This window comes from Lactonifactor sp. BIOML-A5 (genome assembly GCF_009677585.1).
Lineage (GTDB): Bacteria > Bacillota > Clostridia > Lachnospirales > Lachnospiraceae > Lactonifactor.
Map to the genome: position 1 here is coordinate 114,621 of NZ_WKYV01000005.1, position 26,114 is coordinate 140,734.

Sequence of the window (26,114 nt, forward strand, 5' to 3'; positions counted from 1 at the left end):
CCTTTTACAGGCTGCCGGACGAAAGGGTATAAAATGAGTGAGCAGATCGTATATCAGATTGAACATATAACCAAAAAATTCCCTGGCGTGGTAGCGTTACATGATATAAACCTTCAGGTACGCAGGGGGGAGATTATGGCAATCGTAGGTGAAAACGGTGCGGGGAAGTCCACGCTGATGAATATTCTGTCCGGCAGCTACGAACCTACGCAGGGAAAGCTGGTATTTGACGGAGAATCCATGCAGCAGATGAACCCGATCTATGCGCAGGAAAAAGGGATTGCCATGATCCATCAGGAATTGTCCCTCTCCAATGCATTGTCAGTAGCAGAAAATATTTATTTAGGAAGACTCCCCAGAAATAAAGCAGGACTGGTAGACAGAAAAAAGCTGTACGAGGACAGCAGAAAGATGCTGACGGAGGTAGGGCTGGAACATCTGGATCCCAGGACCCTGGTCCGGGACATCAACGTATCCCAGCAGCAGCAGGTAGAGATCGCCAAGGCACTTTCCCTGAATGCAAAGTTTCTGATACTGGATGAACCCACATCTTCCCTGACGCCGAAAGAAGCGGATATTCTCCTTTCTATTATGAGAGCACTGCGTAAAAAGGGCATTACTATGCTTTATATTTCCCATAAGCTGGATGAGGTACTGCGTATCAGTGACCGGATCGCGGTATTCCGTGATGGGGAATTAATCCAGGTACTGGATACCAAGACGACAGAAATTGATGATATGATATCCCTTATGGTAGGCAGAAAATATACAGGTGGGTTTGTGAGGGATCATTATAAGACCGACTATGATGCCAAAGAGGTTGCCCTGGAAGTAGAACATCTGACCGTGGGAAATAAGGTCCAAGATGTGAGTTTCCGACTCTATAAAGGAGAACTTCTGGGAATCGCAGGTCTGGTGGGCGCCGGACGGAGTGAGATTCTGCAGGCCCTGTTCGGAGCAGACAAAAGAGATAGCGGGACCATCCGCATTTATGGAAAAGAGGTGCCTCTTAGAAATACCAGCGAGGCCATTGCACATAAAATGGCGCTGATCCCAGAGGGCAGAAAACTGCAGAGCCTTTTTTTGAAGTTTACAGTAAAGGAAAACATCAGCATTGCTTTTTTAAGAAAGGTTCTGAATAAGGCACGGCTGAATACCGGCCGCAAAGAGCGGCTGATTGCCGAGGATTTTGTGGAAAAGCTGAGAATTAAGACAGCTGGGATTAATCAGAAAATCATCAACTTGTCCGGGGGCAATCAGCAGAAGGTAGTTCTCGCACGCTGGCTGGTAGAAAAACCAGACATTCTGTTTCTGGACGAGCCGACCCAGGGAATTGATGTGGGAGCTAAAAATGAGATATACCAGATCATCAATGAACTGGCTGAGGAGGGAACCAGCATTATTATGGTTTCCAGTGAGATGCAGGAAAACCTGAGCCTGTGCGACAGGGTCATTACCTTATATGAAGGAAGAGTAACCGGGGAACTTAGGCATGAAGAGCTGTCAGAAGAAAGTATGATGCAGTATATGTCCCAGGCGAAAGAGGCATAAAAAATGTCGGTTCTTAAAATTTAGAATAATGGAGAAGAGAGATATGTCAACAAGCAGAGAAAGATTAAATATGACTTTAAATCATCAGGAACCGGATCAATTAGTCGTGGATATGGGCTCTACGTCGATTACTGGTATTAATGCAAATGCCCTGCACAATCTGAGGAAAGCGCTGAATCTGGAAGAGCGGAAGGTGAAGATCTGTGAACCTCTGCAGCTGCTGGGGGAAGTGGAAGAGGACTTGAGAAAAACTCTTCATCTGGACTGTGTGGATGTGAGTACAAATATGAATATGTTCGGATTTTCCAATGCGGGGAGAAAGCCCTTTACCATGCCTAACGGCCTGGAAGTGGATGTTCCGCTGGAATTCAACACGACAAAAGATGAGAAAGGGCGCACTTATCTCTACCCTCAGGGAGATACCAGTGTACCTCCTTCCGGTATGATGCCCGACGGCGGATTCTTCTTTGACAACATTACCAGATCTACAGCAACCTGCGACGATGAGAACCTGAATGCAAGGGAAGACTTTAAGGACGATTTCAGTGTCATTACAGATGAACAGCTGCGTTTTATGGAAAACCAGTGTAATGACTATTACAACAATACCGGTTACGGGATAGTAGCCAGCGGTGCTCTGGCCTCTATTGGAGATTTTGCAATTGTTCCGGGGCCCAATGTAAAATATCCAAAAGGGATCCGAGATCTGCCGGAATTCATGATGGCACATTCAATCTGCCCCGAATACATACATGAGCTATTTGAGATGCATCTGGAGTATGCTATTAAAAATGCAGAACTTATCTATCAGGCATGCGGGGATAAGATCCAGGTAGTATACATCTCCGGTACAGATTTTGGCACTCAAATTGGGCCTTTTATGTCCCTGGACTCCTACCGGGAATTCTATAAACCATACTATCAGAAGATTAATGGCTGGATTCATGAGCACACCAACTGGAAGACCTTCTACCACACTTGCGGTGCCATCAGCACCTTTCTGCAGGATTTTTATGAGTCCGGCATTGATATCCTGAATCCGGTACAGCTTTCTGCCAAAGGAATGGACGGGAAGACACTGAAACAGGAATGGGGTGACAAATTTGTATTTTGGGGAGGCGGAGTAGATACCCAGAATACGCTGCCGTTTGGCACTCCGGAAGAAGTATATAAAGAAGTATCAGAGCGTATTGAATTATTTGCCAAGGGAGGCGGTTTTGTATTCAATACCACACATAATATCCAAAGTGCTACAAATGCTGAGAACATACTTGCTATGTTCCAGGCGATTAATGATTATAAGAAGAAATAACTCATTATCATGAAGCACCGGAGGGGCTGTCGCCCGGCGGTTATGAACTGCCTGTGCGCCGGTCTCTTTTTATATACCTGGTGTGCACGCACACTATAGATGAGAATGGGGGTGAGTTTGACATCTGCAATAGGAACGGGACAGCCAGCAGTACATGACTGTCCGTTTATCTTAACATATGGATAAGATTGGAGGATGAAAAATTGAAAATCTGTAAAAAATTAGTCAGCTGTCTGCTGACGGCAGTTCTTGCGTTAACGGCCCTGGCACCTATGTCAGTTGCCGCAGAGCCTGGAGACGAACAGGGATTTCAAATCGTGGTGGGCAAAGCAGCCACTGATATGCAGGACTATGCGGCAAAAGAGCTGCAGAAGTATCTCTACCAGCTTTCCGGTACACACGTACCTATCGTAACGGAGACGGAAGGCATGGAGCTGACAAATGCCTTTGTACTTGGAACTTTAGAGGCTAATAGCCAGATCGGTGCAGTGAAGGAAGAACTGGAATCCATTGCCGGGACAGGTGCCGAAGGCCATGAAGGAGAGCAGGGATATGTGCTGAAAAAGGCAGGTTCCACTCTTTATATCGGGGGTACCGATGACGAAGGAGCTCTTTATGGGGTCTATGGGCTGTTGGATGACTATTATGGGATCGGCTTTTATTTCTCAGGGGATGTAATACCTGAAGAGAAAACAGCCCTCTATATGCCCGAGGTGGAGGAGGCTAAGACTCCCCGGCAGTATATGAGAGGTGTTCTGCCCTGGACAAATTTCCCACAGTCAGCCACCGTTTATTCTACAGAGGACTGGATGCACATCATTGACCAGATGGCCAGAATGCGGATGAATTTCCTGAATATCCACAATTATAACGGGGAACTGGGACATAACGAGATGTACCACAACTTTACTTATAACGGATATACCTCCCGGAACTGGAACCCCACGGCCAAGTCCGGCCATTCCTGGGGAGGACCAGGCTGGGATGTAAACCAATATCTGTTCGGTGCTTCTGACTTATTTGATGATTATGACTTTGGCTCAGACTCAGCCATTCATAATGATAATCTGAGCAACGAAGAGAACTTTGCCAAAGGTTCTTCTCAGTTTCAGATGGTAATCAATTATGCTCACACCAGAGGCGTGAAGATGGGGCTGGGGCTTGACATTAACCTGATTCCGGAGGGCTACGGCGCAGAGGCAAAAGATCCGGGAGTTATAAAGGCCCGGACGGATCAGATCATGGAAGATTATAAGGATCTGGATGTACTGCTTCTCTATTTAAGTGAAAATGTGGGACAGTCGGAAAGCACGCTGAATTACTGGAAAGAGTGCTTTAATGGCTTTTACAGCGCCATGAAGGAAGGGCAGCCTGAGACTCAGCTGGCTATCTCCGGATGGGGTGTACGTGCGGATATTGCGGCCTATGTTCCGGATGACGTAATTGTCGCCCCCATTGCAGACTATTCAGCAGGTTTTGTAAATGGTGAAAAGGTATACGGCGGGAATAAGGAATTCTGGGGTGGCCCCTGGGTGGAACGTGACTTTGACTCTTCCGTTTATTTCTATCCTTTTAATATGGGACTGGATCAGACCATTGCGAGCTATCAGGAGAATAAAGATAGTATGCAGGGTATGTTTACCCTGACCTGGCGTCTGACAGACGGTGTGGATGCTAAAATCTCTTATGTAGCCAAGGCGCCCTGGGATCGGGAAGAGAGATATGGTACAGAGGAGAGTGTATACAGGGAGTATGCAGAGAAATGTTATGGGGACAGTGCGGCAGATGACATGACAAAGCTTATTTATGCAGATGAAAAAACGGTTGTTCCTACTCTCTGGTCTGAATGCAGGTCTACTCCCGGATTTACCAATGGAGACCGATCCGCTGATGTTGAAAAAGTACAGGGGATGATTGACCGTGTTGACGCTGCAATTGCCGGGTCATCTGACCGCGGTTGTATTGAGCGCCTGGAGAAGCTTCGCAGCCGTCTGGTCTGCGCACAATATTACTGTAAATTGGATCAGAGCTTTAACAGCACTCCGTGGGAGAACCTGCAGGATGATTTTTCTGTTTGGGCCCAGTCATTTACAAACCGAGTAGATGATATTTCCTCTCTGGGTAATGTACAGAGTTCCCAGAACCGTTTTGTCCAGCTCCGCTATGTGGGAAGAGAGACAAGCCTGAGAAATGAACAGGCTATTAAAGCTCCTATGAACGTGACAGCCAGAGGAACCACAGACGGCGCAGCACTTACCTGGACTTATGAAGCGGATTCCGCAGAGGGATTCCTTGTGTACCGTGACGGGGAAAAGATTACAGAGAATCCACTGGGAGGAGACGTAAGAGAATTTACAGATACATACGATGGGGAAGCAGCCTACACAGTTACGGCGGTGACAGAAGAGGGAGAGGGTGAAGCCTCTATCCCACAGACCTGTGAGGCTGGTGCTGCCGATCAGACAGCACCGAAACCGATTGTAGTATCTCCCCCCACCTCTGTACGTGCAGGACAGGATATGGCGCTTAAAGTACGCATATTAGACGAGAGAAACTATGATGAACTCAGTGCGGCGATCCACTACCGTGCTATGGGATCCGGGGAATCCTTTGCCGAAATTCCAATGGAACATCGGGTGAAGGGAACCTTCGCAGCCAATGTTCCCACCAGTGGATTTGCGGACAGCGGAATCGAATATTTCATCTCGGTTTCAGACGGCACAAACGCAGAAGTTTGGCCGGCCACTGCCGGTGAAGAAGGGCTGAATGCTGTTTGTACAGTGTATACAGACGGGGACAGTGCCAGTGTATTGCGCGCACCCTCAAATATCGCAGAGGAAGACGGAAACGTAGTGTGGAATGACGCAGGAGGGGATGTGTTCTGGTATAAAATCTACCGCGGCGATACCCCTGATTTTACACCATCGGGAGCTACGTATGTTACCTATGTTGAAAAAGGAACAACCTCCTTCAAAGATGTGAGTACAGATTTTAACGGAACAAGGTTAAGCGAGAAAACCAGCTATTACCGCGTTACAGCAGTAGACCGTCATTTAAATGAAAGTATTCCTACCATGGCAGTACAGGTGGGAAGCCCATTGCCGGATCCATTATCCAATACATTGTTCGCGGATGCAGACCAGCTGTATAAGAGTCGGGTGACGCCTCAGGCAGGCTCCAGCACGGGTTCCATAGTTGGTTATACGGAGGAAGGGGGATATGCCCTGTTTAAGCAGCTGCCATTTTCCAAAACAGTTGTCTGTAATTCTGTAGAGGTAACTTATGCCGCCAGCGGAGCAGGAGCAATGCTGGAAATCCATGGAGGTGCTCCAGACGGAGAGCTGTTGGGTGAGGCCAACTTGCCCGGAACCGGAGGATGGGGGACATTTACAACCGTAACCATTCCAGTGGATTTGGGAGAAGGCGGTACCCGTGACATCTACTTTGTGTACCGCGGAGGCTATAATCTGGATTACTTCCGTTTCAGTGCCACGCCTGAGCCGTCACAGGACGATATTATTATTAACACTAAGGATATGATGGCCTTTAGAAGCGATGCCAAATCAGATATGAAAGGCACTGCTTCAGAGATTTCGGGCTTTGGCAATGAAGGAGACCGCATTGCCCTGGGCAAGGGGTATTATGTAAACGATACGGAACACGCCAGCGCCAGTGGTGCAACAGGCCCTCTTCCGGGATATGGTATGGATTGCTTCTTCTTCGGCCATACGGCTATCCCCACAGCATGGGTACAATTCTCCAACCTTCCCACAGGTAAGGCATGGTTTGCTTATGACAAGGGCTACACGGCCCCGGAGCATAAACTGGGTGTGTATGTGAATAACAGCAAAACATCTGACATTGCGCTTCACGGCAGTTCCGGCTCCAACTGGGATTCCGGAACCTTTAAAATCATGTATGCAGATACCGGAGTTACCCTGGCGGATGGGGATACCATTAAGATACAAAATGATGTGGCCTGTCCGGCAAACGGAATTAAGCTGTTTGTGGAGAATCCTTATTTCGCAAAGCAGATGGATATTACCTATTCTAACAATGCCGACACCCGGTACAGTCTGTATGTCAACGGTGAGAAGCAGGAGAGTATTACCCTTTCCAACTCGGATGGCAGGAAAAAGATTTGTTCTGTTCCGGTTACCGTGGAGGAGGGACTGATTGAGCTGGTGGCAGAAGAGGAAGATATCGCCGCCAATCATAACGCCAGATCTACAATTTATAAAATGGTATTATGCAAAGAAGCAAAAACACTTACCAGGACCATTACTGTGACAGCAGGCCAGGGTGGTACTGTGACGGCAGAAAATGGTGAGATTGCAGAAGATGGTACGATAACTGTGCCTTATGGTGACAGCCAAAGATTTGATTTCCATCCCGAAGATGGATACGGTGTGGAAAAAGTGCTGGTAAATGGTGCAGACTATGGGCAGCGCAGCAGTTATACGTTTGAGAATTTAAATTATGATGCAACACTAGAAGTAACGTTCAGTCAGAATATGACTGTTTCCGAATACAACATAAACATCGGTGATACTCCGGGCGGGAAGATTACTTCTGATTTTGCAAAAGCCCAGAAGAATCAGCCGGTAACCCTAAAAGTGCAGGCGGACGAAGGATACCATTATGCAGCAGGTACTCTGCGGTATACATCAGCGTCCCAGCCGGACGGTGTTGCCGTCAGTGATGCCTCCACCCAGTTCAGCATGCCGGGTGAGGATGTGACGGTTACGGCCGAATTCGTAGAGAATGATCCGATACTGTTAGACAGCATCACACTGGACGGCCTGGAGAAGACAGAGTATGAAATCGGCGAGGAACTGGATCTTGCAGGACTGACCGTAACCGCACATTACAGCGATGGAAGCAGCGCTCAGGTTACGGAGTATGAGACAAGCGGATTTGATTCTGAGACTGCCGGGGAAAAGACAGTCACCGTCAGCTACACAGAGGGTGAACTTACAAAGACCGCAGACTTTAAAGTGACTGTAAAGGAAAGAGTATTAACCGGAATTACAGTGGTTCCACCCGCCAAGACGGAATATGAAGTGGGAGAGCCTTTTGACAGCACAGGAATGGAAGTGACAGCAGAGTATTCCAATGGAGACAGTGAAGCGGTAGAAGAATACGCAGTCTCAGAAGTGGATACCTGCAAACCGGGAGAAAAGAAGGTAATGGTTACCTACCAGGATCAGACCGCTGAGTTTACCATACAGGTGAAGGAAAAAATTCTGACCGGAATCGAAGTAATCGTACCGGATAAGACAGATTATCTTACGGGTGAGGCCTTTGACCCCACAGGTATGGTTGTCAATGCAGTATACAGTAATCATGTAAAAGAGGAAATTGCTCCGGAAGAGTACACCGTGGACGGCTTTGACTCTGCAGAGGCAGGAGAAAAGACCATTACCGTTACGTATCAGGAGATGACGGCAGACTTTACGGTAAATGTAACAGAAGAAGTGGAAGCGCCGGTACTGGCAAAGATTGTCCTGACACCGCCGGAGAAGGCCGAGTATAAGACAGGGGAAACCGTGGATACGGAAGGACTTGCTGTATATGCACACTATTCTGACGGCACCTATACAGAACTGACAGCGGGCAGCTATCAGGTAACGGTACCGGAACTTACGGAAGCTGGAATCTACTACGTAACTGTGACCTATGAGGATATGACTGCAGAGTACATGATTGTGGCAGAAGAAGAACCGGTGAATGTACCTCACTGGGAAGAGGACCGGAACGGCTGGTGGTATAACAATGGAGACGGAACCTATCCCAAGTCCTGCTGGAAGCTGATTGCAGACAAGTGGTATTATTTTGACCGGTACGGCTACCGTATGACAGGCTGGGTGCAGGACGGACAGAACTGGTATTACTGTGATAAAGACGGTATTATGCAGACCGGATGGCTGCTGGATGGAACCACCTGGTACTATCTGAAGAGCAGCGGCTCCATGGCAGCCGGCTGGGTACAGGTAGGAACCACCTGGTATTACATGAGCAGGAGCGGAGCGATGCAGACGGGCTGGGTACAGATCGAAAAGACCTGGTACTACCTGAATAAGAGCGGAGCGATGCAGACAGGCTGGGTAAAGGACGGCAGGACCTGGTATTACCTGAATAATAATGGCGCCATGGCTGTCGGATGGGTGAACATATCCGGGAAATGGTATTACTTGAGAGAGAATGGGGGAATGGCTTCGAATACCTGGATCGGCAAATATTATGTAAATGACTCAGGAGTTTGGACAAGAACAAAATAAAAAATAAAATTATATGCAAGGATTTGGTCTCCTCAATCGTGTTACTTATATAAAACAAAATATAAAACACATTTAGGAGGGAATCTATCATGAAGAAACTGATAACGTTAGGGGCAGCCGCAGCACTTGTATTTACAATGGGCACGGTTGTATTTGGTGCTGATATCAATATGACTGGAGAGAACCAAGGGATCCCATGCGAATATGCGGATACGAACGGGGATGGTATCTGTGATACCTGTAATCAGCGCTGTACAGAGTATGCAGATGAGAACCAGGATGGTGTGTGCGACAACTGCCTGAATAAAGAAACAGATGGAGAGGCACACCATAATTCTAGCGGCCATAACACATGTAAGAGAAGCGGTACCTCTGCGGGCACTCATCACTCTTTTGGGACTCATCATTCTTCCGGTCACGGGCATGGAAATCATCATAAATAAAAAAATATCCGGTATAGGGCAGCGGTCACAAGCGACCGCTGCCTGTTGCCGTACCCGGCAAAGATAAGATGAAAAGTCTGTCAAAGCAGCCGCTGCTGCGGTATACTACATATAAGAATACCGGGGGAGGTGCGTGAGTGAGGAGTGAACATGATGTAAACAGAGCAGTGGAAGCATATGCAGATATGGTTCAGCGCATCTGTTTCTATCATCTGAAAAACAAGGCGGATACGGAGGATATATTTCAGAATGTATTCTTAAAGTATATGCTAAGCGATATGGAGTTTCAGGATGAGGAACATAAAAAGGCATGGATTATCCGGGTTGCGGTAAATGCCTGTAAGGATTTTCTGAAAAGTTTTTTCCGCCAGAGGACAGTTCCCCTGGATGCGATGAATGAAACTGCCGTATACCCCCTGGATGGGGAGAAAGAAGTATTTGAGGCTGTATTGACACTGCCGGGTAAATATAAGGACGTCATCTATCTGCACTATTTTGAAGGATACTCGGCGGCTGAAATCAGTACGATCCTGGGAAAAAAGGAAAACACCATTTATTCTTTATTATCAAGGGGAAGAGGACTTCTGAGGGAAAAGCTGGGAGGTGAAGAATTTGGCGAATAGAATCCATGATATGTTTGAATCTGTAAAAGCGAGTGAGGAACTGAAACAATCTACCGTAGAGTTTCTGCAGGCAGAGCGGCGGAAAAGAACAGCGCATTTCTTACGCCCTGCAGTGTACCGGACAATCGCCGCAGTCTGCGTAATGCTGATGCTTCTGGCCGGCATAGGCGGATATTCTGTCATGGGGACACCTGTCTCCTATGTAAGCATTGACGTGAACCCTTCCGTTGAGCTTGCGCTGAACCGTCTTGACCGGGTAGTCTCCGCTACCGCTTACAATGAGGATGGGGAGGTCATCCTTGAGGGTTTGGCGGTAAAAGGAAAGAAATACACAGAAGCCATTGACTTGATTCTGGACAGCGCAGATAAGAGCGCCTATCTGACCTCGGAATCCGATCTGGTATTTACGGTTGCCGCAAAGAACCGGCAAAAAAAGCGTGAGCTTCGCACGGGGATAGAAAACTGTTCCGGCTGCATGGAACACGGCGGGGAGAGCATCAGTGCAGACCTTGGTACGGTGACAGAGGCTCACCACCATGGGGTATCTCTGGGGAAATATTCAGCCTATCTGAAGCTTTCCCAATACGATGAGACAGTTACCGTGGAGGACTGCAAGGATATGACCATGTCCGATATACACCACCAGATTAAAGAACACGAACAGGATGGGAGCCACCAGAACGGGGAGGAACACAGGGAAAATGACGATGACAGCAGCAGTTCGGATGAAAAGCACCGGAACAGACATCATAATGGGGAGCATGAGTAAAAAACTATTGACTTTTCCGAAATGATAAACAATAATAAAGTTACTTAGATAAAATGATTAATAAAAGATATCCTGAAAGGAGACTGGGAAAATGTACGACGTAACCGCATTGGGGGAATTATTGATTGACTTTATTCAAAATGGCATCAGTGACCAGGGAAATCCGGTATTTGAGGCGAATCCCGGGGGTGCACCCTGTAATGTGCTTTCTATGCTGGAGAAGCTGGGCTATAAGACTGCTTTTATAGGCAAGGTAGGAGATGATTTTTTTGGAAGAATGCTGGGGGGTGTAATTCAGGAGACCGGTATATCGGCAGAAGGCCTGCTCTACGACAAGGAGGTAAAGACAACTCTGGCCCTGGTACATCACAAGGAGGACGGAGACAGAGATTTCTCGTTTTACAGAAAACCTGGAGCGGATATTATGCTGAAGGCAGAAGAACTCTCAAAAGAGCTTATCGAAAACTCCAGAATCTTTCACTTTGGGACATTATCCTTAACAGATGAACCGGCGGCAGAGGCAACAAAAACAGCTCTGTCCTGGGCCAAAAAGGCAAAGTCCCTGATTTCCTTTGATCCCAATTACCGCGCTCCCCTGTGGAGTTCAGAGGAGGCAGCAAAGGAAGCAGTCTGGTATGGGATTAAGAACTGTGATATCTTAAAAATTGCGGATAATGAGATCCAGTGGCTCACGGGAAAATCGTCATACGATGAAGGGATCGAAGAAATACGAAGGTATGCAGCACCGAAACTTATGAATGTCACTCTGGGAAAGGAGGGAAGCATCGGGTACTGCAACGGAAAAAAGGTGTATGGCAAACCATTCATATCGGATCATACAGTAGATACCACCGGGGCCGGAGATACGTTTTGTGCCTGTGTCTTGGGATATGTTCTGGAACACGGACTGGATGATCTGGGTGAGAGGCAGCTGGAAGAGATGCTATCCTTTGCCAATGCGGCCGCGTCCATTGTCACCACAAGAAAGGGAGCAATTCGTGCGATGCCTTCCAGGGAGGAAGTGAAGGCGCTGGTACAGGCATAAACAAATTCTTTTTAGATAATTTTCATCCCTCAGGGAAACTAACGATAATCTAACATTGCATATGGTATTATTCTTCCTGGAACAAGAGAATGCATCACAACAGTTTCGGAAAGGGAAATACCATGAATTATAGAAAAATAAAGAAAATTATGGCTATACTTCTTATAGGAGTATCACTTGCCGGTTGCACTGAACCGGGGGGAAATAAATCTGGTCCGGATACTTCTAACGCAGCAGAGAGTAACGAACCTTCAACAGTAGAGGAGCTTGCGGATTATTTTATGAAGGCTGCAGAGGGTTATGCCTCCTCCACAGAACGGGCAGGAGTGCTCGAGGGTTTAGAAGGATCTCAGAAGGCCACCAGGCTGCAGATGCTTGTGCTTGCCAGCCGCGCGTTTGGCAGGCTTCCGGCTCCGGAGGGGTACCCAAAAAGGATAGCAGCCCCAGCGCCTGATCTGACAGACATACCTAAGTGGGCACAGGCAGACTTGCAGAATCTGGCGGACAGTGGGATTTTGGCTGCTTCCGACCTGGTAAATACGTCAGATGGAGAAAAAGAGGGGGGATCCGCCAAAAGCGGTATTTTAGAGGAGCCGGCCACTATGAAAGATGCCCGGATTATCGCCGCAAGATTTTTTGCATTCTTTGGCACAAATGAGAAAGATGACTTCTATACAGCGGTGAACCGACAGCAGCTCAATACGCTTGAGATACCGGAAGGCATGGACACCGCAGGGGGCTCAAGCGCTGTAGCAGCCAATACGGACGCGCAGCTCAAGGAGCTGATTCTTGAAATCGTAAACAGCGGGGAAGATTATACCAAGGGGAGCCCTGAGCAAAAGATACGTGACCTGTATAAGAACTTTGAAGATACAGAGGCCCGCAGCAGGGCTGGGATAGGACCCCTGAGGAAATACCTGGATGCGGTGGAAAAGGCCGGCACATTTTCAGAATTAAATGCTGCCATTGCCTTATCGGTTCAGGAGCTGGGAAACTTGGCCAATGGTTTACTCCCCGGGATACCAGTTACCGATACGAAGGACAGTAGCAGAAGAGTCCTGCAGCTGATGACGCAGGTTCCCGGATTGGTGAAGAATGATTACGAAAACCCTGATGGGGAAGCATATAAAGAATATCGTGCATTCCTTGTGGAGCAGCTGTTGGCAGCCGGTGAGAGCCAGCCGGACGCAGAACGGCATGCGGATGGTATTCTGCTTCTTGAGAAGGACTTGGCTGACCATATGGAAGAGCAGGATGTATCAGGGAAAATAAAAGATCCGAACTATTATACGCCGGATACGCTGGATGAGATGATGCCTGAGGCAAAAGTCTCCGAATTACTGGATGCCATTGGACTTCCCTCCGATGTAAAGATGATAGTATTTGACGATACTCAATTTGAGGCTTATTCCAAATGGTTTACAGAGGAGAATCTTGAATTGTTTAAGGCTATAGAAAAAATGGCGCTGCTTACGGGATACAGCTCCTATCTGAGCGAGGATTTAGCGGAGAAGTTCGGTACCGGCGGTGTTACATCGGCAGATATTGCTGTGCAGAACTTCCTTTCAGATGAACTGGGACGGCTTTATACAAAACGTTATTTTCCCGAAGAAGCAAAGGCCGGGGTTGAAGAAATGGTTAACTTGCTGACAGATACCTTTAAGGACAGGATAAAACGCCTGGATTGGATGGAAGACAGTACAAAGGAAGAGGCTATCAGAAAACTGGATTCCATTACTGTGCTTATCGGATATCCGGATGAATGGATTTTCAATGATGCAGTGATCGCCGCCGGTGATGAGGGCGGGAGCTATTTTGCAAATGTAGCTGCTACTGAGGCCGCAAAATGGAAGCGTCAGGCGGAGGACCTGCAAAAGCCCGTGGATCCCAGACGCTTTCCTCTGGCTGCCTATACGGTTAATGCCGCAGCCAGCAGAAATACAAATACCATCATCTTCCCGGCTGGCATCTTGCAGGCGCCGTTTTACGATAAAAACAATTCCTTTGAGGAGAACCTTGGCTCCATCGGCAGCACCATTGCCCACGAAATTACCCACATGTTTGATGACGGTGGGTCACAGTATGATGCACAGGGGAATATAAGAAACTGGTGGACAGATGAGGATTACAGCCATTTTCAGGCGTTATGTAAACGTACAGTGTCATTCTATGAGGGATATGAGGCGGTACCTGGCGTCAAAGTAAACGGGCAGGAGACCCTTAGCGAAAATATTGCTGATATTGGGGGGATTGCATGCGGATTAGAGATTCTGTCTCATATGGAAAATCCGGATTATGACGCATTTTTCCGCAGCTATGCGGCTCAGTGGGTGAGAGTGGCAGATTACAGTACACTGAAAGAGTTGGCGGAAAATGACTTCCATGCACCCAATAATCTCAGGTGCAACAAAGTGCTGGCCAATTTTCAGGAGTTCTATGATACTTATGGAATCCAAGAGGGAGATGGAATGTATATACCTGAACAAGACCGTATAAAAATATGGTAGTAAAATAAGAATCTGTCAGGGGTGAGAATATGAAATTATTAGTAGTAGAGGATGAAGAGCTGCTTTCTAAAACAGTGGCAAAGGGACTCAGGCTTCTGGGATACTCGGTGGACTGTGCCTTTGACGGGGAGGAAGCCCTATATCTCTATGAGGTGAATCAGTATGATCTCATGATATTAGATCTTAATCTTCCCAAAATAGACGGGCTTGAGGTTCTGCGGCGCATCCGCAGCCAGGACGATACGTTCCGGGTCTTAATCTTATCTGCCCGCAATACGCTGGAGGATAAAGTGAACGGGTTAGACCAGGGCAGCAATGATTATCTGACAAAGCCTTTTGAGTTTCAGGAGCTGGAGGCTCGTATCCGTGGACTCCTTCGGCGTCGGTTTACTACTGTAAATACTATCATTAACTGTGGCAGACTCTGTATGGATACTGTAGCAAGACAGGTCTGGTGGGGGGATGCGGAAGTGAAGCTGACCAGGAAAGAGTATTCTCTGCTGGAGTATTTATTTGTCCATGCCGGACAGGCAGTGGGAGCGGAAGAACTCATAGAGCATGCATGGGACAGTGGGGCAGACCTATTTTCCAACACCTTTCGCTTTCATATGCACTCCCTGCGCAGAAAACTGGACAATGCAGGGGCAAAAGAGTATATCATTACAGAGCGGGGAAAGGGGTACCGTCTGCAGTGTCCCAAGGAGGACTTATGATAAAAAGACATACGTTGCAGCTTCAAATTACAGGGATTGTAGGCGTCATATTGGTGATTGTTTGTGTTCTCTTAACTGCCAATTCACTTTTTTCAGCCCAAAGCTATTACGGGGATTATGCTTCCCTGATTGAAGAGGGGAGGGCTGAATATGATCCCGCACTGCCTGAGGGCGAGCTCCCCCCTGCCCTGAATCCCGGCGTAACCTATCAGCAGGCTTCCTTGCGGTTTTCGGTACAGGTGGTCACAGCCATGGCGGTGATTGTGCTGCTTGCATTGGCCGCCACATACTGGGCGGCGGGAAAGGCTCTCCGCCCGCTGAAAGACCTGACGCAGTCTGTGCAGGCAGTAAATGATCAGAACCTGGACAGACGTCTGGAAATCAAAAAGTCTCAGGGAGAGGTAAGGGTACTGGAAGATGCCTTCAACAGCATGATGGAACGTCTGGAAGAGGCATTCTTAATTCAGAAAAGCTTCGCTGCAAACGCGGCACACGAGCTTAAAACCCCCCTTGCAGTTATTAAAACCTCCCTTCAGGTGCTGAAGATGACACCCCGCCCTGAAGTAGAAGATTATCAAGAGTTTATGAGTGATACAGACAAGTCTCTGGAACGAATTATCAAGACCGTAGAAGGACTGCTGGCGCTTGCCAGCCTTGGGGAGGTGCCTTTGGACCAACAAGTGGAGATATATTCTCTGCTTCACCAGGCAGTATCGGAGCTTTTGGGGACAGCCGGGGACAGCCGGGTATCACTGTCAGCGGAACAAAAAGCAGACGCATGGGTATACGGAAATCCCAATCTACTCTACCGTGCTTTTTATAATCTGATTGAAAATGGAATTAAATACAACTGTCCGGGGGGCTTTGTCTCTGCGTCTGTTACTGAGGAGGGAGATCATGTAATGGTTCAGATAAAAGATAACGGATTGGGAATTGCGGAAGAAGACCTGAATCATATCTTTGAGCCATTTTACCGCTCGGATAAGTCCCGTTCTCAGCGCATACCGGGTTCCGGTTTGGGTTTGGCAGTTGTGAAAATGATAGTGGAGAGACATGGGGGGAAGATTGAGGCAGTTAGCAAAGCCGGAGATGGCAGCACTTTTAAAATATATTTGCCTTACCTCTGTCCAAAGCTTCCTTCCTGAACTTGCCAGGTTGTCAGATAGGGTATAAGAGACAGCGGACAGCTGAAACTTCTCCAGCGAAACGGCATAAAGAGAGCGTTAACAGAACGTCTAAATAGGTGAAGGGACGGCGGTTGGTCACCGTCCTCCACCCTATTCTATAAAATCCACTGTCTGTTTTACTTTTTAATCTGTGCCTCCGGGTTATAGGATTCCAGTTCAGCAACTACGTATTCTTCCAGATATTTCGGAATCTCCAATCGCTGGGGGCATACTTTTACGCACTTTTCGCACTTAATGCAGGCGGAAGCAGGTCCCCGTCCCTGTTCAATTAAGTTGCCGTAATAGAAGGCCTGGGTGAGGACATCATTGGCAGAGCTGCTCTTCTCCAGCCTTTTCATATCGTTATACAGTGCAAAATAGTCCGGGATCGCAATATTCTTGGGACATTCGCTCTCACAGTATCTGCACACGGTACAGGGAATGGGTGTATTGGCATTAATAATTTCCACAACCTTATCAATGATCTTATATTCCTCGTCATTGAGAGGCTGAAATTCCTCAAAAGTTTTTATATTATCATACAAGAATTCCATCCGGGGCATGCCGGCAAGGACTACCCGGACCCCGGGAAGACTTCCCACAAACCTGTAAGCCCAGGATGCGATAGAAGCATCCGGATTGTATTCTTTCATGATTCTTTTTGCCTCATCCGGTACTTCGGCCAGCGTGCCGCCTTTGCATGCTTCCATAACAACAATAGGTTTCCCGTGTTTTACCGCAACCTCGTAGATCTCTTTGGAACGGATGGCAGGATTTTCCCAGTCGATGTAGTTGATCTGTTCGATAACAAAGTCAATCTCAGGATGTTCCGTCAGGATTAAGTCCAGAAATTCCGGTGAATCATGCAGAGAAACGCCGAATTCACGGAATTTACCCTCAGCTCTTTTCTGTTTCAGGAACTCAAAGGTATCCCATTTCTTACAGTTCTCATAGGTCTCTTTGCCTATACTGTGGATTAGATAGAAATCAAAGTAATCCACATGGCACTTCTCCAGCTGCTCTTCAAAAATGGTTTCCATATCCTCCTTTTTTTTCATAAATTTAATAGGCATCTTTGTTGAGAGCAGAAAAGAGTCTCTGGGATACCTATCTACCAGTGCTTTGCCCAGAGCCACTTCTGATAACCCTCCGTGATAAATATAAGAGGTATCAAAATAATTAAATCCATGATCCATAAAAATATCAATCATATTCTCAAGGGTCTCATAATCAATCGAACGCTGTTCGTTGGGATCTGAGATGGGCAGACGCAGTCCCCCCAGTCCGAACCTTTTGCCAAAATTAATTGCCACAGCATATCCTCCTTCCAAACTATTCATTTTCATTTTTACCTGTGTCTTACTATCAGGCTATAATACATTTCATATACTTATCTATATAATAAATAATTAAAATAGAATTGTCAATTTGTGAATGCCCAATTTATTAACAAAATATTCGATGAGATTTGTGGCATAATCACTAATTGACTTTTTCTGCCATAAGGAACATAATAAATTTTAGATATGTATTTCAAATGCATTTCATATACTAAAAATATGAATAACAGGTGCTGTTAAGATTTTTGTCTTTGTGAGAAGGAGGGATTTTTAATGAAAGATATGTTAAAAGGTCAGATAGCTATTGTTGCCGGGGGTACAAGCGGGATGGGAGAGGCTACGGCTAAACTCTATGCCCGGGAGGGAGCGGTTGTGATTATCGGCGGAACCAATCCCAAAAAGGGAAACCGTGTCCTGAAGGAGATTACAGATGCAGGCGGGGAGGCCCGTTATTATGGCCCTCTTAATGTTGCAAGCAAAAAAAGCTGCGATGATATCGTGGACGCTGTAATCAAAGAGTTTGGAAAGATCGATATCCTGGCAAACTTTGCAGGGAGAAGCTACGACGGTGACTCAAATATGACACCGGAGGAACGCTATCAAACAACTATGGATGTAAATATGACGGGAACCTATAACCTTGCTTTTTCAGTGGTTCCTCATATGAAGGAGGCGAAGAGCGGAAAGATCATCTTATGTTCATCCAACGGAGCCTTTAACCCAACCACTCCTGCTTATGACTATCATATGGCAAAAGCTGCCTGTGAATCCCTGACCATTAATCTGGCCATGGAACTGGCGCCTCTGGGAATCCGGGTAAATTGCATAAAACCTGGTCCCATTGTCACCCCGTTCTGGGATGAGCTGTTTCCGCCAGAGGAAAAGGAAGCTATGGAGGCGGCTTTTCACGGAATTGCAACCAGAGAGGTTCCCCTAAACCGGATGGGAACTCCGGACGATATTGCAGGTCCGGCCTTGTTTCTGGCTTCTGATTTATCGGCATATATTACAGGCCTGCTGCTTTATGTGGGCGGAGGTATGGGATACGTCTATGCCCACGGACAGTCTGCGATTCTGGGCAACGTACCCCTTGCGGGGGAAAAGTGAGAGAACCCCGCATAATATCTGAACCTGTTCCTATGCCAGCGGAGGTTTTATAGATGAATGATGCGAGCAATAACAAGCAAAACAATTATGGAAAAGTAGTCTGCGGTATCCTCTTTTTTGCGCTGATGGTGGGAAATTACTTTCAGTATCAGCTTTCTCCGTTAGCCGGCCAGTTAATGGAGAATATGAATCTGACACAGAATCAGTTTTCCAGTATTTTTACCTCCCCTATGGTGACCTCCATTTTTCTTGGCATTATTGCCGGGGTGCTTGTAGACAAATTTGGGAGTAAGAAGGTTATTATGGTCACGCTGATTATTTCTGCCGCCGGACTTTGTTACCGTCCCTTTGCAGATAGTTATGCAACCCTGTTTTTCAGCATGATATTAGGGGGTACAGGAATCACCTTTTTGAATGTAAATATGTCGAAAATAATCGGGGGCTGGTATCCTCCTGAACGGGTTGGTCCCATCATGGGTCTGATTATGGCGGGAAATACGGTTGGGATGACCCTTGGGACCGCCACAACCGCAATGCTCCCATCGATCCCCACGGCTCTCTGGATCTCCGGGGCTGCCTCAGTGGCGGTAGCTGTGCTCTGGATTCTGTTTGTAAAAGAAGGGCCCTACATCCAAAATGCAGGGGGCGGTTCCGGGGAGTCCCTCCTAACCTCTCTGAAACCGGCCCTGAAGAGTAAGAACATATGGCTGGTAGGCCTTTGCCTGGCCTGTATCCTGGGATGTAATATTTCCCTGGCCTCATTTCTCCCAACTGCGCTGCAGTCCAGGGGGATCAGCGCTTCTATGTCCGGGATTATCGCGTCTATTATGACAGTAGGAAGCTTCTGCGGGTCCTTCTTCGGCCCTACCGTTATAGCCAGGATGCCCCGCATGAAGCCGGCGCTGATTGGATGCGCGGTTCTGGCAGCCCTGTGTGCGGCCTTCTCGTGGATGGCTCCGCCGGTTTTGGCGGCGGTGATTGTATTTCTGGCAGGTATGTTTATCAGTGCGCTGATTCCTACCTTTATGTCCTTTCCCATGATTCTTCCTGAGATTGGCCCGGCTTATGCCGGCAGTGCCGGGGGCGTTATTACCACGCTGGAACTTCTGGGGGCGGTAATTATTCCTACTTATATCATCACACCGGCAGCGGGCAGCAACTTTAGCCTGTACTTTATTATGGCGGGGGTATCCGTTGCTCTTATGTCAGTATTTGCGATTTTCCTTCCTGAACTGAATAAAAAAGAACAAAGATAACAGGATCAATGCTTACAGCCGAAAGGCACAGTTGACAAACACTTTTGTAATGTTATACTTTGATCAGGATGCAGACGCCGGCAGAGAAGCGCTTCGCTTCTCTGCCGGCGTCGATGCGGCGAAAATATTAGATGTGACAAAAGCAGGGAATTGACTATGGATATAAAAGGAATGCTTTATTTTATCAGTGCTGCAGAAAACCTGAGCTTTACAAAAGCAGCCCTGGAAAAGAATGTGACACAGACAGCCATCAGTCTGAGTATATCTAAGATGGAGGAGGAGCTGGGATTTCAGCTCTTCACAAGACAGAAACGATCCGTGCAGCTGACAGAGGCCGGCAAGGATTTTTATGAGAACATTGTGGATGTTGTAAAAAAATATGAAGAGGCAGTAGAGCATGGTATGCTGACTGCCGCCGGAAAGGTAGGGGAGATACGCCTGGGGGTTCCGGACTTTGCCATCGGGATGAGTCTGACCCAGCCCCTTCGCAGATTCCGGGAGGCTTACCCTCAGATCAATATCAAATCTGTAATTATCCCGCCCCATAAAATGATGCAGGCAATTGATGCCAGGGAAATTGACGCGGCCATTGGCTTTCCTCAGGAATTTGAGGCTAACACGGCTCTCACTCATCGGGTATTCCGCAGAGATAAGCTCATGGTTGCTATGGCACCCCACCATCCCCTAGCTTCCTGTCCGGCACCTACCCTGGAGCAGATAAGCTCTTATACCGTTACTGTGGTGCACCCCCAGAAGGCCCCTATGATCTATCTTTATATGTGCGGGCTCTGGGAGAAAGCGGGCTTTAAACCCCGAAATGTAATTCATTCGCCAACCCTTGACGATGCCCTTCTTGAGGTGGCGCTGGGCAATGCCGTCATACTGATTACAGAGCAAAGCTACTCTGTCTACAACACATTTCTCACCTACAGCCCTTTAAAAGAATTGGAGGGGTATAACACCGAGATAGCTATAGCCTGGGGGAAAGACCGGGAAAACCCTATTATTAAAGGATTGGTTTGGACGCTTCTGGAACAATCCTGACAGGTATGAAAAGGTTCTGCTGATCCAGAGCCTTTTTTGCTTTGCCGGCAGGTTTGTTGATATTCCAACTCTGATTTGATATAATCATAAGAAAGCAAAAGCAGGGTATAAATTTTGAAAACAGATAGGGGGTATTCCTTTGCCGTTACATATGTATTGGGGCCTGGGGCTGCTGGTGCCGGTGTGCTGTACACTGATATATGGTTATGTGTCCCGTAAGGCTTTGGAGGCATTGGGGTACCCCAACGCCTCCTCTGTCTGGAAGCATTTTAGCAGGTGTTTTTTTTCTGTGCTGTTGTTTACCCTTTGGGGAATGTACAATATTCCGCTTCCAGTGGTATACATCCTGGCTTATACGGACAAAGTGTTCCGTCTGCTCCGCAAAGAGGAGAGCCGCGCAAAGGAACTGTTCCTGATTAACTTTACCCATTTGACCACTATGGCCCTGCACATGATTCTAATCGGGGTATTCTCTCTCATCACTCATAGTCAGATGTATGAGCTTTTGCAGCAGCCTTTCTGGCGTATTCTCACCATAGGATTGGTGTTTACTGTGAACAGTGTGGCTGCAGGGATGATTCCCCGATGGAATATAGTACTTGAAGTGCTCCGTACCCAATCAGAAAGTGCGGAAGCGCGGCCTTTTATGATATTTCTCTGGTTCTGCAATGCTTTTTTGCTGCTGGACAGTGTGCTCTGTGTCTCAAAGATTGCGTGGGGACTGCTTCCTCTGTTTCTGATTGGAAGTACAGTTTTGCTGGAATTCTACCTTATCCGTTTTCTGAGGCATCTCTATGCTGTCTTAAAGAAGCATTACCTGGAAGAAGAGCACTACCGGCTGATAGAGAAATTGGAACAGCAGGATCGGGAGGCGGCAGTCTTGCGGAGCAAAAGTGTGCTGGATCCTATGACCAATATATTTACCCGCCGCTATCTTGTAGAAAAAATGGAGTCGCTGAAAGCGGCAAAGGAACCTTTCTCCTTCGTCTATATTGACTTGGATCACCTGAAGCAGGTCAATGACAGGGACGGGCATCACGCAGGGGATCTCTACCTGATGCGGTTTGTGCATGAGTTTGGCTCTCTGCTCCGCAGGGACGATATATTTTCCAGGGTAGGCGGGGATGAATTTGTGGTGCTGCTTCCCGGGTGTAAAAAGGATGCAGCGGCAAATCGGTTAGAGGACATCCGTATGAATATGGCAAAGAAGTCTGATTCCTGTATCTCGTTCAGCTATGGCGTAGCCTATGTTTCCGAAAATGCCGGGGACAGTACAGAGCAGATCTTCCGCAGGGCGGATCAGGAAATGTATCTGGATAAACAGGCAAGAAGGCGTTAGGAGAGGAGGCGGTCCTATGTTATTGCTATTGCTGACGGCGGCGGCCTATTTTTATTATCACTGGCAGTACTTTCTTCTGGTATCCCATATCCGGAAAATGCCGTATCCCCGGATGGGTCTTGTGATCCTCGGCTTTCTGGTGAATTACCTTTTTTTCATCATCTGCAGTATTTTGGAATTTCATCTGGTCTTAAATTGGCTTCTGTTTGCATTTTTGCTGTTTTTTGAAACCCTTTTTTGCTTTAAAGGAGATAAACGCTGTGCCCTGTTTCATACTCTGACAGGGATTATCTGCGGACTTGCCGCGAATATTTTCTGCCGCAGTATTATGGCGATTCTGATCCAGCAGCCCATGCATAACTTTGACAATCATATCCGGAGCAGCGGCAATGTAAAGGGGGTCCCTGTACTGCTGGGTTTTATACTGGCAGGACTCGTCCTGCAGTTTATGAGAAAACCGGTAATTATACGCAGATTCCGCCTGATTTTGGATCATCCGCAGCATTATTCCTTTATACTGGAGATGATGACCGGATTGTTTTTCTATCTGTTTATCAATCTGCTCTTGTATTCTGCCACACTCAATGACCTGGTTCTTAAAATATGGAGCATAAAATCTTGTGTTTTTTCCGTTGCAGGGTTTTATATTGCCATACGATATACCTGGAGGATCTGTGAGCTGGACAATTACCGGGATAAGAACCGAACGATGGAAGCAAAATTGAGAGAACAACAGCTGGAGGAGGAACGACTGAAGCATCAGGCGTCCCTGGATCCTATGACAGGACTTTATAACAGGCAGTATGCAGAAGAGACTATCGCATCTATGATGGAACAGAAGGTGCCGTTTACTTTGTGCTTTCTGGATTTGGACGGACTGAAAAGGGTGAACGACGCCTTTGGCCATGAGGAGGGGGATCGCTATATCCTGACCGCCACAGGAGAGATAAGCAGTGCCTGCCGGAATCGGGTGGACTCCCTGTACCGTTACGGCGGAGATGAGTTTCTGGTACTTTTTAGGGACATGTCAGCCGATATTGCCGGGAAAAGGGCGGAGACAATTAATGAGAGACTGCGGGCGGCCGCAGCGGATAAAGCTTTGCCATATTCCATGTCTATCAGCTACGGCATTGTGGAGAGTACAGAATTTTCGGAATGGAGAGCGCTCCTGCAGGAGGCAGATCGCAGAATGTACAGGCAAAAGCAGGAAAAGGGAATGGCACGGTATAGATAGAAAGAATCTGGAGGGATTTCCGCCTCCAGATTCTTTCTATATTAAACGATATCCCAGGGATTCATGGGTATTATATCTCTTCCTCCTCAGCCCTGCAATAGGCACAGGGGTCATAGCTTGAAGCTCCGCGGCAGTCCACAAAAGTCTCGCCTACAGCTACGGATGCACCGAAATTAATAGGAACTTCCACACAGAGGGTTTGGCTGATGGTTAAGGTACATATGCCATTTACTGTACCGGCGCATGTAGTATCACCCGGTATCACCACAGGTTCCCCACAGCATCTGGTACACGGAACCCCTGCATGGGCAAAGGGGGTTATTGTTACAGGAACACAAACGTTTACTTCCTGATAGCCGGTAGCAGGACAAGTTTCATTCAGCTGTTCAGGACAGGCGGTTATGTCTGCAGAACAATTGCAGGTCATATTTTCTGACATTCGGATTTCTCCTTCCATAAAGGACTCTATATAACATATGAAAAGGAAGAGAATTGTGTGAGTGGGGGGTACAATCACGACTGCCAGTCCGCGAAAGAACAGAAAGCCAATTGCTGTTAAAAAGAATCAGGAATGGTATTGGCTGAGTTCGCAGCAGGCGGAAAAATATAATCACAGCCTCCTTGTATCTTTACACTAAAAGAAATATAATAGAGCTCTGAAGAAGTGATACGAGGATTATATATCTTCCGAGGAAAGGATGGTGTAAATGAAACGGATATTTTTGGTTGAGGACGATAAAGCAATTGCGAAGAACCTTGAGCTGCTGCTCCGTTCGGAAGGGTTTGCGGTACTTCATGCCGCTACCCGGGGGGAAGCACTTGCCCTGCTTGAGGGGAATACATTTGATCTGGCACTGGTTGATATCTCCCTGCCTGACGGTAATGGGTTCACAGTATGCACAGAGATCAAGGAGACCCAGGATATCCCGGTTCTCTTTTTGACAGCATCCGGAGATGAGTCCAGTGTTGTTACGGGGCTGAACATAGGGGCGGATGACTATATCACCAAGCCCTTCCGCCCCCGGGAACTAATTGCCCGGATTGGCACCGCTCTGAGAAAATACGGGCGGTCAGGTACAGATTTTGAAGTCTGCGGGCTTCATGTAGATACGGCAAGCGGAGTGGTGAAGAAGAATGGCAGAGAGGTCTTCCTTTCCGCCCTGGAATACCGCCTTCTCCTGGTGTTTGTCAGCAGCCCCAAAAGTATTATCACCAGAGGCAGGCTCCTGGACGAATTGTGGGATGCGGCGGGGGAGTTTGTCACGGACAATACACTGACCGTATACATCAAGCGTCTGCGGGAGAAGATTGAGGACGATCCAAGTGCGCCCCGGATTATTTTAACCGTTCGGGGAACCGGGTACCGGTTGGGAGGCGGAGATGTTTCGAAATAGAGAGGTTCGGCAGTTTGCATACTTCTTTTTCTTAATTACTGCCGTCACAATATTCCTGGGGTTTATCATCCACCCGGCGGCCGGGGTTCTTGCCGGTGTGTCTGCTGTTTTATTCGGAACAGCTTTTTTTCTGTTCACAAAAGCCCGGTATAAAAGCTTAGTTCATATTTCCGAACAAATCGATCTTGTGCTTCATAATGCGGACCATATATATATCAGTGATGCAGAAGAGGGTGAGCTTTCCATTCTGCAAAGTGAGATCACAAAGATGACACTGCGTATCAGGGAGCAGAACGACGCGCTGAGAAGGGAAAAGGAACACCTAGCCGACTCTCTTGCGGACATTGCCCACCAGCTCCGCACTCCCCTCACATCCGCAAACCTTATTCTGTCGCTGATAGAGAAAACTACAGATGAAAAGGAACGGAGAGCGCTGCTGCGGGAAACAGAGGAATTGTTTGTACAGATGGAGTGGCTGATTAATTCCTTATTGAAATTATCCCGCCTGGATGCCGGCATTGTGGCTTTCCAGAGGGTGCCGGTTGATGTGAAACTCCTGCTTAATACTGCAGTCCGCCCTCTGCTGATCTCTATGGAACTGCATAATATTGAACTGCGGACAGATGTACCGGAGGGAATGACCATACAGGGAGATTTGAGCTGGCTCTCTGAAGCTATTCAGAATATTTTAAAAAATTGTATGCAAAGCGCGGGGGATAACGGCAGAATCGGGATTGCCTGTGAAGATACCCCGCTGTTCGGGGAGATCTCCATCCATGACAGCGGCAGCGGCTTTGAAAAAGAGGATCTGCCCCGCTTGTTTGAGCGGTTTTACAGCGGCAAGAATGGCGCCGCGGCCGGGTACGGTATTGGACTGGCTCTCTGTAAGCGGATTATAACCCGGCACGGAGGGACCATTACTGCAAAGAATCATCCCCGGGGAGGGGCGGTTTTCTGCATTCGTTTTCCAAAGTGACGGATCTCTCACGG

The 26,114-nt window shown here is 47.5% G+C and carries 20 protein-coding genes; 18 read left to right on the plus strand and 2 right to left on the minus strand.

Features of this window, described 5'->3' with window-relative positions:
• The first annotated feature begins 33 nt into the window (after positions 1-33).
• The 10 genes from GKG41_RS05295 to GKG41_RS05340 all read left to right on the plus strand — a co-directional run bounded on the left by GKG41_RS05295 (position 34) and on the right by GKG41_RS05340 (position 16,389).
• Complete coding sequence (locus GKG41_RS05295; protein WP_154257523.1) at positions 34-1,551, plus strand: sugar ABC transporter ATP-binding protein; 1,518 nt, start codon at positions 34-36, stop codon at positions 1,549-1,551.
• Positions 1,552-1,594: 43 nt separating this feature from the next.
• Positions 1,595-2,863: a uroporphyrinogen decarboxylase family protein gene (locus GKG41_RS05300; protein ID WP_173015523.1), complete on the plus strand. Its 1,269-nt coding sequence runs from the start codon at positions 1,595-1,597 to the stop codon at positions 2,861-2,863.
• Between the two features lie 203 nt (positions 2,864-3,066).
• Complete coding sequence (locus GKG41_RS05305) at positions 3,067-9,144, plus strand: bacterial Ig-like domain-containing protein (RefSeq protein ID WP_154257525.1); 6,078 nt, start codon at positions 3,067-3,069, stop codon at positions 9,142-9,144.
• An 89-nt stretch (positions 9,145-9,233) separates the two neighbouring features.
• Entirely contained in the window at positions 9,234-9,587 is a 354-nt protein-coding gene (locus tag GKG41_RS05310) for a hypothetical protein (RefSeq protein WP_154257526.1), read from the plus strand.
• A 137-nt stretch (positions 9,588-9,724) separates the two neighbouring features.
• Entirely contained in the window at positions 9,725-10,210 is a 486-nt protein-coding gene (locus GKG41_RS05315) for an RNA polymerase sigma factor (protein WP_256280984.1), read from the plus strand.
• Positions 10,200-10,979: a hypothetical protein gene (locus GKG41_RS05320; protein WP_154257527.1), complete on the plus strand. Its 780-nt coding sequence runs from the start codon at positions 10,200-10,202 to the stop codon at positions 10,977-10,979. Before GKG41_RS05315 ends, GKG41_RS05320 begins: the two co-directional genes overlap by 11 nt.
• Before the next feature lie 91 nt (positions 10,980-11,070).
• Positions 11,071-12,024: a carbohydrate kinase gene (locus tag GKG41_RS05325; RefSeq protein ID WP_154257528.1), complete on the plus strand. Its 954-nt coding sequence runs from the start codon at positions 11,071-11,073 to the stop codon at positions 12,022-12,024.
• A gap of 122 nt (positions 12,025-12,146) precedes the next feature.
• Entirely contained in the window at positions 12,147-14,531 is a 2,385-nt protein-coding gene (locus GKG41_RS05330; protein WP_154257529.1) for a M13-type metalloendopeptidase, read from the plus strand.
• Positions 14,532-14,560: 29 nt separating this feature from the next.
• A complete protein-coding gene (locus tag GKG41_RS05335) occupies positions 14,561-15,244 on the plus strand; it encodes a response regulator transcription factor (protein WP_154257530.1) in 684 nt (227 codons plus the stop codon).
• Complete coding sequence (locus GKG41_RS05340; protein WP_154257531.1) at positions 15,241-16,389, plus strand: HAMP domain-containing sensor histidine kinase; 1,149 nt, start codon at positions 15,241-15,243, stop codon at positions 16,387-16,389. Before GKG41_RS05335 ends, GKG41_RS05340 begins: the two co-directional genes overlap by 4 nt.
• A 158-nt stretch (positions 16,390-16,547) precedes the next feature.
• On the opposite strand, the gene GKG41_RS05345 is transcribed toward GKG41_RS05340, so the two are convergent.
• Positions 16,548-17,723 (minus strand): aldo/keto reductase, encoded by a 1,176-nt coding sequence (locus GKG41_RS05345; RefSeq protein ID WP_256280980.1) that lies wholly within the window; start codon positions 17,721-17,723, stop codon positions 16,548-16,550.
• A 300-nt stretch (positions 17,724-18,023) separates the two neighbouring features.
• Here GKG41_RS05345 and GKG41_RS05350 point away from each other — a divergent pair, with 300 nt between their 5' ends.
• The 6 genes from GKG41_RS05350 (at position 18,024) to GKG41_RS05370 (ending at position 23,730) form a co-directional block, all read left to right on the plus strand.
• Complete coding sequence (locus tag GKG41_RS05350) at positions 18,024-18,857, plus strand: SDR family oxidoreductase (protein ID WP_154257533.1); 834 nt, start codon at positions 18,024-18,026, stop codon at positions 18,855-18,857.
• A 53-nt stretch (positions 18,858-18,910) separates the two neighbouring features.
• The gene (locus tag GKG41_RS05355; protein WP_154257534.1) at positions 18,911-20,113 is read left to right on the plus strand and encodes an MFS transporter; all 1,203 of its coding nucleotides are present in this window, start codon (positions 18,911-18,913) and stop codon (positions 20,111-20,113) included.
• Positions 20,114-20,144: 31 nt separating this feature from the next.
• The gene (locus tag GKG41_RS23715; protein WP_256280977.1) at positions 20,145-20,267 is read left to right on the plus strand and encodes a hypothetical protein; all 123 of its coding nucleotides are present in this window, start codon (positions 20,145-20,147) and stop codon (positions 20,265-20,267) included.
• Positions 20,268-20,269: 2 nt separating this feature from the next.
• A complete protein-coding gene (locus tag GKG41_RS05360; protein ID WP_154257535.1) occupies positions 20,270-21,157 on the plus strand; it encodes a LysR family transcriptional regulator in 888 nt (295 codons plus the stop codon).
• Positions 21,158-21,296: 139 nt separating this feature from the next.
• The gene (locus GKG41_RS05365) at positions 21,297-22,496 is read left to right on the plus strand and encodes a GGDEF domain-containing protein (RefSeq protein ID WP_154257536.1); all 1,200 of its coding nucleotides are present in this window, start codon (positions 21,297-21,299) and stop codon (positions 22,494-22,496) included.
• Between the two features lie 16 nt (positions 22,497-22,512).
• Entirely contained in the window at positions 22,513-23,730 is a 1,218-nt protein-coding gene (locus GKG41_RS05370) for a GGDEF domain-containing protein (protein ID WP_154257537.1), read from the plus strand.
• A gap of 70 nt (positions 23,731-23,800) precedes the next feature.
• Here GKG41_RS05370 and GKG41_RS05375 read toward each other — a convergent pair whose 3' ends face one another.
• Positions 23,801-24,169 carry a hypothetical protein gene (locus GKG41_RS05375; protein ID WP_226902475.1) on the minus strand — a complete coding sequence of 123 codons (369 nt, stop codon included), beginning with the start codon at positions 24,167-24,169 and terminating at the stop codon, positions 23,801-23,803.
• Between the two features lie 268 nt (positions 24,170-24,437).
• Between GKG41_RS05375 and GKG41_RS05380 the strand changes: the two genes are divergently transcribed.
• On the plus strand, positions 24,438-25,124 hold the full coding sequence (locus tag GKG41_RS05380) for a response regulator transcription factor (protein ID WP_154257538.1): 687 nt from the start codon (positions 24,438-24,440) through the stop codon (positions 25,122-25,124).
• Positions 25,111-26,100: a HAMP domain-containing sensor histidine kinase gene (locus GKG41_RS05385; RefSeq protein WP_154257539.1), complete on the plus strand. Its 990-nt coding sequence runs from the start codon at positions 25,111-25,113 to the stop codon at positions 26,098-26,100. The genes GKG41_RS05380 and GKG41_RS05385 overlap by 14 nt, the downstream gene beginning before the upstream one ends.
• The last annotated feature ends 14 nt before the right edge of the window (positions 26,101-26,114 follow it).

Bases quoted from the DNA above. Each gene is read 5' to 3' on its own strand.
- GKG41_RS05295 (WP_154257523.1), top strand. From the start codon at position 34: ATGAGTGAGCAGATCGTATATCAGATTGAACATATAACCAAAAAATTC.
- GKG41_RS05300 (WP_173015523.1), top strand. From the start codon at position 1,595: ATGTCAACAAGCAGAGAAAGATTAAATATGACTTTAAATCATCAGGAA.
- GKG41_RS05310 (WP_154257526.1), top strand. From the start codon at position 9,234: ATGAAGAAACTGATAACGTTAGGGGCAGCCGCAGCACTTGTATTTACA.
- GKG41_RS05325 (WP_154257528.1), top strand. From the start codon at position 11,071: ATGTACGACGTAACCGCATTGGGGGAATTATTGATTGACTTTATTCAA.
- GKG41_RS05330 (WP_154257529.1), top strand. From the start codon at position 12,147: ATGAATTATAGAAAAATAAAGAAAATTATGGCTATACTTCTTATAGGA.
- GKG41_RS05335 (WP_154257530.1), top strand. From the start codon at position 14,561: ATGAAATTATTAGTAGTAGAGGATGAAGAGCTGCTTTCTAAAACAGTG.
- GKG41_RS05340 (WP_154257531.1), top strand. From the start codon at position 15,241: ATGATAAAAAGACATACGTTGCAGCTTCAAATTACAGGGATTGTAGGC.
- GKG41_RS05350 (WP_154257533.1), top strand. From the start codon at position 18,024: ATGAAAGATATGTTAAAAGGTCAGATAGCTATTGTTGCCGGGGGTACA.
- GKG41_RS05355 (WP_154257534.1), top strand. From the start codon at position 18,911: ATGAATGATGCGAGCAATAACAAGCAAAACAATTATGGAAAAGTAGTC.
- GKG41_RS05360 (WP_154257535.1), top strand. From the start codon at position 20,270: ATGGATATAAAAGGAATGCTTTATTTTATCAGTGCTGCAGAAAACCTG.
- GKG41_RS05370 (WP_154257537.1), top strand. From the start codon at position 22,513: ATGTTATTGCTATTGCTGACGGCGGCGGCCTATTTTTATTATCACTGG.
- GKG41_RS05375 (WP_226902475.1), bottom strand. From the start codon at position 24,169: ATGTCAGAAAATATGACCTGCAATTGTTCTGCAGACATAACCGCCTGT.
- GKG41_RS05380 (WP_154257538.1), top strand. From the start codon at position 24,438: ATGAAACGGATATTTTTGGTTGAGGACGATAAAGCAATTGCGAAGAAC.
- GKG41_RS05385 (WP_154257539.1), top strand. From the start codon at position 25,111: ATGTTTCGAAATAGAGAGGTTCGGCAGTTTGCATACTTCTTTTTCTTA.